The 13,364-nt window shown below is 52.9% G+C and carries 8 protein-coding genes; 4 read left to right on the top strand and 4 right to left on the bottom strand.

The features are described from left to right. Positions 1-415 (top strand): IS5 family transposase (locus Abin_RS13870; protein ID WP_048847972.1); only part of this gene is annotated, 415 nt, incomplete at its 5' end. 159 nt (positions 416-574) lie between these two features. Here the strand turns inward: Abin_RS13870 and Abin_RS13865 are convergent. Then, a complete protein-coding gene (locus Abin_RS13865) occupies positions 575-2,728 on the bottom strand; it encodes a tail fiber protein (protein ID WP_052948240.1) in 2,154 nt (717 codons plus the stop codon). Between the two features lie 231 nt (positions 2,729-2,959). Here Abin_RS13865 and Abin_RS13860 point away from each other — a divergent pair, with 231 nt between their 5' ends. Continuing rightward, a complete protein-coding gene (locus tag Abin_RS13860) occupies positions 2,960-3,865 on the top strand; it encodes a hypothetical protein (RefSeq protein ID WP_140329581.1) in 906 nt (301 codons plus the stop codon). 696 nt (positions 3,866-4,561) lie between these two features. Here Abin_RS13860 and Abin_RS13855 read toward each other — a convergent pair. Then, a complete protein-coding gene (locus Abin_RS13855; protein WP_048847966.1) occupies positions 4,562-5,311 on the bottom strand; it encodes a hypothetical protein in 750 nt (249 codons plus the stop codon). Then, positions 5,259-11,636, bottom strand: coding sequence for a P-loop NTPase family protein (locus Abin_RS13850; protein WP_048847964.1), 6,378 nt, complete (start codon positions 11,634-11,636; stop codon positions 5,259-5,261). The genes Abin_RS13855 and Abin_RS13850 overlap by 53 nt, the downstream gene beginning before the upstream one ends. Positions 11,637-12,289: 653 nt before the next feature. On the opposite strand from Abin_RS13850, the gene Abin_RS13845 reads away from it, so the two are divergent. After that, positions 12,290-12,631, top strand: a complete 342-nt coding sequence (locus Abin_RS13845) for a type II toxin-antitoxin system RelE/ParE family toxin (protein WP_048839781.1) — start codon at positions 12,290-12,292, stop codon at positions 12,629-12,631. After that, the gene (locus Abin_RS13840) at positions 12,628-12,924 is read left to right on the top strand and encodes a helix-turn-helix domain-containing protein (protein WP_048839780.1); all 297 of its coding nucleotides are present in this window, start codon (positions 12,628-12,630) and stop codon (positions 12,922-12,924) included. Before Abin_RS13845 ends, Abin_RS13840 begins: the two co-directional genes overlap by 4 nt. 25 nt (positions 12,925-12,949) lie before the next feature. Here Abin_RS13840 and Abin_RS13835 read toward each other — a convergent pair. Further along, positions 12,950-13,364: IS5 family transposase (locus tag Abin_RS13835; RefSeq protein WP_048847962.1), on the bottom strand; the 415-nt coding region annotated here is incomplete at its 5' end.

Raw genomic sequence — 13,364 nt, 5'->3', positions numbered from 1 at the left:
ACGGACAAAAGGCGGCCTGAACTCAAAACTTCATGCCGTGTGCGATGAACAGGGCCGACCTGTCCGCCTTCATCTGACTGCTGGACAGGTCAGTGACTTCAGAGGCGCAGACGTGCTTCTGGCAGACCTCCCCGATGAGACAGAAGAAGTCATCGGGGACAGAGGCTACGATAGCAACCGGATCAGGTTATCGCTTGCAGAACGCAATATCACTGCCTGTATTCCGCCGAAGAAGAACCGGAAATCAAAGCCATCTTACAATTGGCATCTGTATAAAAAGCGCCATCTGATCGAAAACATGTTCGCAAAGCTGAAAGACTGGCGACGTGTTGCGACCAGATACGACCGCTGCGCTCATACATTCATGTCCGCAATCCACATCGCAGCAAGCGTCATCTTCTACCTCAAAGAATGAGTCCTGAGCCTACAACATACGTCACTTCCTCTTACTGGAGAAGTTGATCGTCGCAGCATAGCAATCCAATCAATGATGATTTCCAACCGGCTCAAGACGCAGATGTGGAACCATCAATCAGCATGATAAAAGCCCAAAATCATAAGTCAGGCATATCAATCAACGGCTCTTCGATCCCTCCACTTTCAATCTCATAAGGCCGGACCAACTATCCGAAGCCAGGTATGGACCTGCGCTGTGAATCTGAAGCGCCATGATAGCTGTGTTGCGAACCGACCGAGAAAGAAGTGGTAGCAGTGCACTTCCATTTGTCCAGCGCATCGCACCATTTTCGATTGTGTTCCATCCAGACAGATCAACGTCCTGCAAATGGGAGGTCAACGTCGTCATTGTATCAGATTCAAAAAGTTCAATATAACCAACCAGTACACCAAGCCTACGACGATCATCCACAAAAGGACCGATCACATCGCAGGGACGGCTGGCATTGGACAGAATACGAACAGAGCTCACGCCAGAAGGGATATTGAACATGACCCGATCTTTCATTTTGCGGATAGGATGAAGCACGCGCCCGGTTTCAGTGACAAGACGTAACCCATCTTCGTATGTCAGAATCGGAGCTTGCGACCGACCCGCATGTTCGATCCGATCGGCCCGGGACTGAAATCTACGAAACAGAGGTTCAACAAAATGACGCGAAACATCGAGTGGAGCTGAGGCATTATCCCAAGTTAAATTACGGCTCTGCCTAATGGAGACAACGGGAGTGTTCTGGTTGAATGCAAATCGGTTACCGGTATCAAGATAGCTTTCAGTTAATACACCATCAGCCATAATAACAGAGTGATCCTCTGTCTCCACATGATAATAATCGTAAGACACTATGCTTTTATCAAAAAAAATCGAACGTCCATTGACAAGCATGCGCACTGGAACAAACCGACCATCAAGAAATAGACAATGTTCTGATGTAATAAGCATATCCTTGTAGGGAACGTTGTGTGCAATCGCCCCTTTCAACAGACGCACCGGATAGCCAGCTTCATCATCCGGCAGACGCTTTCGAACGACAGCACGCGATTGTCCCACCCACGTCACCTGCCTGATGGTGCCCTTTGTCACGTCATCATCAAAGGCAACAATGTGATCGCCGATCTGGATCTCTTCTACAGGAATATCGCCTCTGGCCGTACGTATACGGCTTCCCCGACAAAAGCAGGCGGCATCAGATACGCTCAGAATGGCAGTGTTGCTTCCGTAAGTCTTCCCAAAACTCTGAGACCCGCCACTTCCGGCGACAACTGTATCTGAAAGATTTGGAAGGGCAAAGTTCGTAAGGCCATTACCGCCGTAAGTTGTGCCCAAAAGGGCAAAAAGCGCCTGGTTTTGAGCAATGGGTAGCAGTGTACCATTCGCCAATACCCACCCCTGAGGAATGGAGGCTGCTGATCCCGCGTAAGCACGAATTTCGCCCATGACGGGACCACTATCGCTACCTGAATTAGGAAAAGCGCCGTTAACACAGATAATGTAATTTAGTGCGAGCCCGGGAGCACGATTGTCAAAAGACGTACCGCTACCCCCATCAGACACGGGGACATTCGCGTCACTCAGTGAGACTGCCTGCTTTCCTACAACAGACCCTAGTCTTAACGTGCTGGATGTCCCGATAATGCTGCGCCCAGTCAGATTAGGTAGCGCAAATGTTGTCACCCCATTTCCGCCATAAGTGGTGCCAATAACCGCAAATAACTGGGGATATTCGGCGACAGAAACTAATTGCCCTGCTGCCACGAGAAACTCACCACCGGCGATCGCTGGTGTTTGTCCTGCGAAGGCATCTACTTCTCCCACGAATCCCAGTGACGACGGATCGCTTGTCACGCGAATAACATAACTGACGCTCAGGGAGGGTTGAGCGTTATCCACTGACTGGCTGGCGCCACCTAATAATGACGGAAACTGCTCTTCGGTCAGCGTGGTTTGGCTCTCACCAGTTACCTGCCCTATGTAATTCGGGCTTCCTATTTCTACTTTTCCTGCCAGATCAGGAAGAGCGAAATTTTCATAGCCATTACCACCATATGCAGTTCCGAGAAGAGCAAATAGCGACTGGTTGGAAGCGATAGAAAGAATCTGCCCCTGACTTTTCAAAGTATTTGATACCGACGCACTATCAAAAGCGAACGTTCGAATTAGTCCAATCGGCATACCCGAAGCATTTCCGTACACTGGAAAGCTACCGTTGATGACAATCGCCTGCGTCAGCGTTATGGTCTTCTGATTATTATCGAAGGTTACAGTAGTCATGCAGATACCCGCCTTTTATACTTTTGATTATCGTATTTCTTAAAAAAAAGTCCATATATTTGAATATACCCATATGGAATTTAGTGTTTTTACAATACACAACCCCAGTTTCGGTCTCTGCCTCATAAAAAACAAGCCGAAACATGAATCTCACCAAAAATGCGACAAAGGGATTTCCTTCATCCAGCAGACCTCTAAAGATAACGCCTGATTATTTTGTTGGGCATTTGTATGACATACGCTGACTTCGCACCCTTCGATCACAATACTGCACCAACCTACACAGTCGATGATTTAATGGCACTGCCGAGCTTCCTTCAGTGCCTGAATTTCTGCAACCAGCAACTTCTGTCGATCCACAGGCAAATGCCGCGAGAGGTCCGTTATGTCGCTGACTTACGTCGCTGGGTTATGACCCACGGCGCACTTGCATTGCATTTTTCACACAAGATTAATCCGGATCTTCCGCCGCTCACGGCAACTAATCTTTTCCGTGAGGTTGAACATACGGGAATAGCCAGCCCCAATACGGTCACGAGTTATCTGAAAGAAATTCATGCACGAGGCTATATCATCTTGCTGTCCAAAGCGGACCAGCGTGTGCGGGCCTATGCCATGACAGAATTTTCTGAAAAAATGTTTTATCTCTATCTTCAGATTAGCCTGCAGGGACTGGATCTGATCGATGGTGCTGGGCGTGCTGACATCGCGAGTGCAGATCCGCGTATTCTAACCCACATGCACCCGATTTTTGCGCGGCATATGCTCAATGACCCGGTCTATTTCGCGCCCCCTCCATCGATTGCGCCCCTGGTCAACACAACGATTGGGATCTCCGTTCTCAATGAAATGACTCGAGCACAGAAAGAAACGCCATCGAACGCCGATCGCGTCCATGTTGATCTTGGTAGCGCCAGTGCAATGGCGAAGCATTATGGCGTTTCCCGTGGCAACGTCGCCCGATTACTATCGAAGGTGCAAAATGCTGGCCATTATGGGCAAGATGACCGAGGTACATGGGTTTCAGCGCAACTGTTACAAGACCATTATATTTTGCAAGCCATCAAAATGGCTTACAGCTCATCAGCATTCATCGAAGCACAGAAGCTGAGAGCCGAGGAGGCTTCGAGGATGTAACCACCGATTTTCACATGAACTTATAGCACCTTCCGTATGGCTGTATTCTAGATTTTCTCTGGAGTTCAGATTGATCGAAGAAATACTGCTCTTAAGTCGTCTTCAGGTCAGGAAGCCTTCGAATTGAACCCTTCAAAGATTGACAGAGACTTATTTCTTCACACGCCATAAGCTACGTCCGCTTCGAGGAAGCATGACATTGCGCTCTGGTGTCTGGAATGAGGCGGAAGCAGACCCTTGCGTTGATAAAAACGCGATTGCGTTTTGTAACCTAATTAAGGGCTTTTTTCGTATCAATAAGGAACATTCGCATAATTAGGGGTATCAATAACGTGCTGAAATGTCGGAATATTGACTAACACAATTAAGGAATTTCGACAAGGTTTGCCGAAAACCAGAAGATAATGATAATCCGCCGCTGACTGCCGTTTTTGTCGCCGAAAAAACCATTTAATCGCGATAAAAATGCAGAAGTTAATGATAAATCTGCCAATCAAGCAGAAGTTCCGACAACCACGCGGACAGATCCAGACATTCCGCTTACGCCTCTTTGCGGTCATACAACCGCCCAGACCGCTTTCCGAATAGCGGACATGGCCAACACAAACTCCCGCTACTATTTTGGGCCGTAAGCGGCCCGACCGCTTTGCAACGGACAACAAAACAAGCTGCCGTTGGGCAGGCAACGTAAATGCCTCACCCTTCGTCATCATTCTGGTCAATTGCAGCTTCTATATCATCAACCGGCTCGGTCTTGCGCCTCCATTGCTCAAGCAACTCCGCGAGCCGCGCCTGGAAAGTCTCTATATGTATCAAGATGGCGGTGCGACGCTCAGCGGAAGGATCGGGTTGCATCGCCTCCCGCAACAGCGTCTCGGATTTTCCTACTGTTTCGGATTTGTCATTTGTCATCTTCGCAGAGATAAATTCGAAGTCGATCTTACTGGGGGCCGGCATCACAAAAAATCGATTCCAGCGGTCGAGTGTGTCAAGCAGGAACGTTTCCTCTTCTGACAATGCCTTGCGTTCAATATCTGCAATCGTGCGCATCTCGGCTGCACGCGTCAGAAGAAGACCGCTCATGACAAGTTGAGCCATGGCGCCAAACATGTCGCGTAGCAGTTCCTCATCAGAGCCTGAGCGCCGGAAGCGGAACCACGGATCCGCGCTCGGCAGCATGCGATTAAGAACCATGATGGCGTCACGATACTCGCTCAAAGGGTCGGCTGGTACAGGCAGATCGCGACGGCTTGTCCAAAGTTTTAAAATGAGCTCCACGGCGCGATCTTCAGCATCTTGCTTCGCGGCGCTTTCGCTATTCTCCGCCACCTTGATCAGCTCCGCGAGATGATGGGCCATCCATCTTGGAAGGACGTTTCCACGCTGCTCGAGCTCAAGCTGGCGGACGATTGTCCGTCCAAGTTCCAATACGTCCTTCGGCGACATGGAGTCCCCCATCTCGGTCGAGGCGGTAGAGCCTGTCGTACCGGGCCTCCGGGGTGTCATCTTCCGAGTCATAGTTTCGTCGATTTCCACGTCCTTCACGTCTAATCTCCACTTCAATCAGCAAATCGAGTCCCTCGACTTGCAGGAACTCTATCAACTGGCCGCGCTCAACCAACAGCCGCCGCCCTGAAACTGCGGGGACCGTGGAATAGCCTTCGTCACCACTGTCTCCCTCACCCCAAACCTCATATATGAACATTGGCAAACGGTCAGGTGCCGACCAGACAGGTGCTCCTATTTCAACCTGCTGCAATCCGCATGCATCCCGCACGCGTTTGCCTGGCCGCAAATCCACGTTTTTGGCCCTTCCGCGCAGCGGGTCCTGCTCGTCAATCCTACCATCAGAAGAGACGTTCAGTATCCAACCAACCATTTGATAGGGTGGAATATTTAGTTCAAACCTCTCCTCGCTCTCATCTGGCAGCTTATAATCCCAGGCGCTTTCCATTGTCTGGAGCGCGCGGAGCAGCGCATCCGCCGCTGTCGGCTCCACAAGCGCGCTCGAGAAAGACACTACCTCGACGCGATCACGGCTGCGTATCTCCCACCCGCCATCGACAACGATGTAGCCAGAACGATCCACGGCTTCGAGCTCACTCCGCAACCGGCCCTCACACACGTCTTTCACCCATTCAGGCAGAGGGGTGTGTGACTCCCGCCAGAAGTCTTGCCGCAGAGGTATCGGTGCCCTGAGGTCGGCCGACCAGAGCGGCGGCTCGATAAGCATTTCGCGCGCGATGCGTTGAGGTAGTGCATCCCACTCTGGCTCGTCATGAGCGGTTAGCGGTTCGGTACGCATCAGTTCACCAATCGCGCACCACAACGCATGCCATTTAAGATGAGTGTTCAAACGCTCGAGCGTCGGGCGGGAACCGTGACTGTTACTTGAAAGGGACCAATCCTGATCTGAAAAACGGTGCTGGCGGGGGTCCGCGTCGTAAGCATAGATATCGCCACGATTGCCCCATCTATCGATTATCCAGCTCTCTGCGACGTCAAGCAGTTGATCTAGCGAGACATTGGCAAAACTACTTAGCACCGGCTCATACCAATAGGGGATAGTATCGATCGAATCGAAATGAAAACGGCGCTCTTTGCCATTCCGACGTGATCGACTTGCCTGCGAACGATGCTCCGGCGCAGGTTGTGGAGCCAGCTGCGAGCACGCTACTGCTTCCAGCTGTTCCAGTTCAACAGGGCCAAGCGAAAGCTGTCCGGCACCTACGAGCTTGAGGCATGCATCTCGCGCGAAGGACCTGAGCAAGACATGTGGGAAATCTTCGTCGTGCGCGACTGCCAGCAATACCGGCCCTGCTAATTGGCCAACGTCAGGCACCTCGCTTGCAATTCGGTCCCACGCAATGACGAACCAAAGACGCGCCGCGATCCAGTAAAACTCCAGTTTTGGTGAGCGGAAGACCGTTTCTTTTTGTCTTCCATATTCACTGATCAGCGCTTCCAACTCTGCGGTCGCGGTAAGCCTTGCAAGTCGCCGGATCGCGTGCGCGGCGCGCCACCTCACGCGGACATCATAGTCGCCCAAACATCCATAAATTAGACGCGCGACTGCCGCCGGCACAGCCGTTGGGAGTTCGCTCGAATCAGTCGCCTGATCACGATCATCGGGGGCAATCCGGCCTGCAAGCCTTCCAGTGTACCATACGGCAAGATTCGCCGCAGATGGGGAATCAAGGTGGGCCGAAACTAGGCTAGCGAGCCTAAAGACCTGATCAGCGTCCAGATTCTGGCCATGTAGCTCGACTCCACGAAGCAGAAGGTCGACGATTTTTTTAGGCAGTAACGCTGTCAACGTAATAGCACGGATGAGCGAGGCGTCGTTATAAGTGATACGTCGAACAAACTCGGGAAAGCGATCGACAATGACCTTTGGTAAAGTCGTCAATGCCCAACTCCGAATTGCAGGCGAACTCCATTGCTCAAGTAGCTCGAGCAACCTTTCCATCACTTCACCTCCTATTCCGACTTTTGTCGCGCAAAGCGTGTCGAGGAAGGCAACGCGATCTCTTATCTCAACGCAGCTTGCACCCCATTCCATGACTTCGGATGCAGAGATATAATGTTTCGTGGCACGGGCGTTCTTCAGCGTCTCGATGACCACGCGATCAAGTTCTACTGGGTTCAGCAGGATCTCTCGGGTCCAACTCGGCTCCACTAGATCGCTCTGACGATCGTACTTATGCCAATTGGGTTCGCTGTGCGATGGTTCAGCGTGCTTCTCAGGCGGCAGCCTGATGAGGAATGCTTGACGTTCAGTCAGCGCAGTTGTCCAACGACCGGCGTCTTTGACCGTTGCGACACGCTCCAGAAGGTTTTCGGCGCTTCGATGATTGTGCCGGATAAGGCTGTCCCAAGCAGCTTCCTCGAAAAAACTACCCGACGAAGTGTTTAACGCTGCCGTCAGCGCCGCGTCGACGACCTGATGATCTCCATCCAACAGCAAGTCGAGTGCCATCGCTGCAGCGGGTGTCAGGTCGCCAGTCATAAGTCCGGCCTTCAGCACAGGCGCCAGCGTTTGGCAGAACCGTACAAGATCGGAGTCATCCCATTTTGCAGCATTAGCTAGCGCAACAGGCAGATCAAGCGCTGCGAGCGTCTTCATCACCTCCTCCCAGGGCAGTCCATCATCCAGACAAATAGCTGCGTCAGCCACAATATCTGATAGTTTCCGCGCGACCGACCGCCGATTATCGACATCATCGATTCCGCGAGCAAAGACAGCCCCTAGAAAATGACACTGTGAGATAATTTCACGATCAAGCTGACTTGCTGCCTCCACTGCATCGTTAAAGACCGCATTGGCGTCGGCAGGGCTCACAAGAAGCAGTTGGCGCGCGTAAGCAACAAGTATCTTGGACTTGTCACCTGCTCCGATGCGCCGTCCTCGGACTTCGCGTACTGACTTGTCCACATTGTTGACGAGGATTGTATGCAAAGCCGAATGTAATGCCAGCCTGCTGGCAAATTCCTCATCGGGCGTGAGATCAGAAGTTCCCCCTTGACGATGGATTTGTATGGCCAAGTCAGCGAGCAACTGTGGTTCGAGATTGGTGGCGAGCAGAACCAGCATTGAGCGTGCAGTAACTTTCGCTAGTGCGGTTACAACCGGTCTGCTCACGTATCGCCGATATTCGTCTTTTGGGAGCTCAGCGTAACGCTTGAGCATCTCTTCAGGCGATTCCTCTGCCTTTGCTCCTACCAGAACCATCACCCTACCCACATAGATGCCGAAGACAGCTGCTGTGACCTCCTTCAGGCGACGGTCGGCTTCTTCCTCGCGTTGGGTGCTCTGGTGCCATGCCCCCTTTTCAGATGGTTTGGGCCGCGGTTCATAAAGGTCAGAGGCGTCCGGAGTCTTACCCTCCCGCGCAACAGATAGTGCATAGGCACGGAAAAGCAGATCGAGTTGCGCCGTATCGCTGGGTGAATGAATTGTGATGCTTCGATTGGCTGGCTGCAGAACCTCCGTAAGGAAGCTATCTACCAGCACGTTGGCATGGCCGCTGCGCGTCAGTAGCTCGCAGGCACACATCGCGACATCGAACACCCATGACAAGTGCGTCACGTCATAGGCCGATGAGGCAAAAAATCGCCTGATATTCAGCCGGCGACGCATCAATGCTTCGAGTCCACAAGCAAGCCGCTCAGGGTCTATTGGGAGACCGGCAATCGCCATTGGTACCAGAAGGAATATCTCCTCCCAAGGATATAGTTCCCCAGTGTCAATTACCGACTGGAGAAGGTCCGCCTGACCCTCGGCAAGTAATCGGTGTACGAGGATCTTCGCAACATCAATCCGGACCCGTTTCGGCCGCCAATTCCGTAATGATACCAAGGCTTCCTTGGGACCTCTTGTCCTCAGCAAAGCCTCCACGTCGGCGGCGATATCTGCGTCGGTCAAGCGCCAGTCACGCGCACGGTGCTCCTGGATGGCGTCATTTCGCGCTGCCATCCATGCATTGATCATCCGGCCGCCTTCACGAAGTGAGATGCGATCGCCAGCTGCCGCGTCGATCGCCAGCTTATGAAGCAAGAAGGCGCCATGTGCGCCGACCTGGCCCGGATCGGTAAGAATGAGCCGACCTGCGGTCTCCGGCGCAAACCGGACCGCCAAATCGGGATTGTTGCAAAGCAGAGTGCAAAGCGCACGCTCCGTCTTGAGCCCCTCTCCTCCGATCAGAACGAAACGCAATGCGCGCGCCGGATCGCTGGCATTTCGGCAAACCGAGATTGCGAGCCTGAGCCTAGTCAAGCTGGCTTCCCGCCGTTGGACCGGATCAGTCACAATTTCCGGTACTGGCTCTCTTTCAACCAGCTCCAATAAATCGGCGCCCCGCTCAGCCGCTGTAAGGGCACCGGCAACATTTTGCGCCGCATAGGCGTCTGAGTTACAACGGCTAAGGAGCCATGCAGCGGCACTCTGGGTAACAGCAACCTGCGCGGATGCTCCTTCTTTACGCACAAAATGCTCAAAATCTTCGTCGGCGAAGCGAACTTTCCCCTCTTCGAGCCTGATCGCCGGCACCATGTCGGAGCAAATATCGACAAGCATTGGCACGGAGACGCTAAGCACGCCAGAGAGGTCGGCAAGCGGTATGGGCCGGGCAAGTATCACTAGGCCAGCGCAGAACTTCGCCACATCCGATGGACTGCCGCTTTTGCCCAGTGCGCGCTCAAACTGCTCGCGAAACACCTGATCAAGCGACCTACCTCCCGGCAGAAGTCGGTTGATTGCTTCCTCTGGGGATTCCCCCCCCAAATCCATTGCATAGGTCTGCACGCGCGGCACGCCAGCAGAGAGCTCATGAAAGATGTTCAGCCATTCGTCCGGAGCGCTCCAGGTGCGACGCACATGTTCGGCGGTTTCGGCGCGGGTGAAGGGGAGAATTTTCGCGGTACGAAAATTAAACGGTAGCGCTATCTCTGGGAGGCGTCCGGTACGCGCGGTAATCACGAGCCGGACGTTGGGGGGGAGATCGCCCAAACCGACAAAGTCATGGACAAAGCAAGGCTCTGTTGGATTGCGTGCGCCTGCCGCCGTTACAGCATTGTCGGCGGCGTCCACAGCGATGACGATCAGCGCTTCGGGATACTGGGCAGCATGGGCATGGGCGGCATGGCGGAGCCGGTTGGCGAACAGCCTCACAGGATCAGAGGTGTGGTGGCGGCTCAGCAGGATTGGCAGCCTCAGATGAGTGGCAAGCTCGTTCGACAGTTGAAGGAAAGCATCGATTGGCCGATGGCGCAGCGCGCTGGGATCTAGGTATCTTCCTCCACCGTAACAATCGAAAACGATCATTACCGAGTTTGCGGGTAATGCCGTCTTGATCTCGTGGAGGGCTGTCGTCTTGCCGATGCCACCAGGACCGTGCAGGCAGAGCCGCTGTTCGCCCCCAACGATTAGCCTCGCCGCCTCAGCAACGCTCTCGCGCGGCACTGGCTGCGTGATGGATGAGAGGTCGGGCTGACAGGGAAACAGTGCACCGATGTCAGAGAGACCCAGCCCTAGGAGAACCTTCTCCTTCGTAATTAGCTCGCCGGCGAATTCCGGGCGCATGCGCTTCCTGACGAACTGCCGCAAATTTTCAACGGCCTGTTGCAGTTCAAGGTCAGTCCAGGCCGACATGTCAGCAAGGACTTGCTCCTCAATAGCGAAGCGCGAGCCTGTATTGCCTTGAAAGCGAAGCGATCCGGCGAATACGGGTAGATTCGCCTTTGTCAAACCGGCAGCAAAAGCGAGCTTTGCCTCGTCAGCTGCAGCCTGCACGGGACTGCTTCTGGGGATAGTGACGCCGCCAGCCGCAATCGTAGCGACCGCCGTCACGACTGCTGGCGCGATCTGCTGGTTCGTGACCAACACGACCTCGACGGGTCCTTTGGGTCCCAATGCTTGAATGCCAGACCATGCCCGTGCCAGCCTATTAAAAACTGTGTCTGAGCGCGTCTTGCCTTGGGTAAGGCGCGCCACGGTCCACGTGCCCGTTGGGTTGGCGGCGGAATATTTCAACTGCTCTAGGACAACACGATCAGCTTCTCGGGCGTTCTCCCCACCTTCGTAGAGAGTGCAATCGACCCCGTCCCAGGTAGCGTCCGGGGCGCTTGCCTCGTCGACCGGCGCGAGCCCCTCGACCGCCAGAGCCTTGAGCGGATCCCGGTCATCAAGCAGCCTAATTGCGTGCCTTGTCGCCCAGAGTTCGTGATAGTCATCGCCGGTATTCGAGCCCCGGGCTCCTCTAAATTCACTCACTCTGGTTTTCTGCCGGTATTGTGGACGATACGTTAAACTAGCAGACCTCGTAATCAAACTCTATGTGGCCATGAGGCCCCACTTCGGATGACTGCGTTGCTAAATTTAGAAACGCATTATTGGGCCGAAGATCTCGACATTTCAGAAGGGTAACATGTCCTGCTGTGTCTGCTCTCTGGCTCAGAGCAAATCCCTCGGAGCGGCCATTAAGGGCACGCAGTGATCATCACACATAGCTGAACGAATGGCAGAAAATATTGTATGGGGTTCCAAACCGGATCGGCCGTTTTCCCCCCAAGGTGGTCATGGAGTAAATTCTCATAATGAAACAAGCCCGGCGGAGAAAGGGCTTGTTTTAACCTAATTAAAGGACACCTTGTAACCTGAATAAGGACACTTTTGCGGGGTTGATCTGCGTGGAAACAGGGATTCTCCCAATTAAGGAATTTCGACAAAAATCCTTCCTTTTCCGTGTGCCCACCTACTTGCGATAAATGGAAGAAACGGAAGTAGATTTTACGACAGAAACCCCCTGATTCTGGATATTTAGTTAAGTTGCTGGACTGCTGTCTGGCTGAACAACCATTATTAGCTTCAACCTTCTAATTCATGCGTCCTTGACATATAAGCCATTGACGTATAGTTTACTGAAAATGTCAAAGTTGCAAACCGTTGTTGAACTGCCTGAATTCATAAAACGGGCAAAAGCCCTGATGTCAGACAACGATCGGATGGCTCTGATTAACACGCTCGCGGCAATGCCAGACGCTGGGGTTTCGCTCGGCGGCGGCCTGCGAAAGATTCGTTTTGCACGAGAAGGTAGCGGGAAGAGGGGAGGGTATAGAACTCTTTATGTCTTTGGTGGGAGACATATGCCTTTGTTTCTACTGACTGTCTTTGCCAAGAACGAAAAAGACAATCTTTCCCGATCCGAACAGGCTGCTCTGGTAAACTTGAGTAAGACACTAATTGCGAAATATGGAGAACCATCATGAGCACTTATGATAGCATTCTGCAGGGGCTAAATGAGGCTCTCGCATATTCGGAAGCACAGTTACAAAACAGCGTTACCCATAAGGTACGTGTGCCGTCTGTGAACGTTGCGGCCATCAGAACACGAACGGGACTCTCCCAGGCACAGTTTGCCAAGAGCATCGGTGTCGCTAAGGGAACCCTTCTGAACTGGGAACATGGTCGTCGTCAGCCAACCGGGCCAGCTCAGGTCTTGCTGGCGATGTTAGATAAACGTCCATCGTTGGTTAGCGAGCTGCTTCCTGCTACTCGCTAACAAAGTGGTATACTAGGCTCAGGACTCATTCTTTAAGGTAGAAGATGAAGCTTGCTGCGATGTGGATAGCTGACATGAATGTATGAGCGCAGCGGTCATATCGGGTCGCAACACGTCGCCAGTCTTTCAGCTTTGCGAACATGTTCTCGATGAGGTGGCGCTTTTTATACAGATGCCAGTTGTAAGGCGGCTTTGATTTACGGTTCTTCTTCGGCGGAATACAGGCTGTGATATTCCGGTCTGCAAGCGATAACCTGATCTGGTTGCTGTCGTAGCCTCTGTCCCCGATGACTTCTTCTGTCTCATCGGGGAGGTCTGCCAGAAGCACGTCTGCTCCTCTGAAGTCACTGACCTGTCCTGCAGTCAGATGAAGGCGGACAGGTCGGCCCTGATCATCGCACACGGCATGAAGTTTTGAGTTCAGGCCGCCTTTTGTCCGT

Source organism: Acetobacter indonesiensis (assembly GCF_000963945.1).
Classification (GTDB): domain Bacteria; phylum Pseudomonadota; class Alphaproteobacteria; order Acetobacterales; family Acetobacteraceae; genus Acetobacter; species Acetobacter indonesiensis.
Note: the sequence above shows the minus strand (reverse complement) of the source record. Positions and strands in the feature narration are given on the sequence as shown.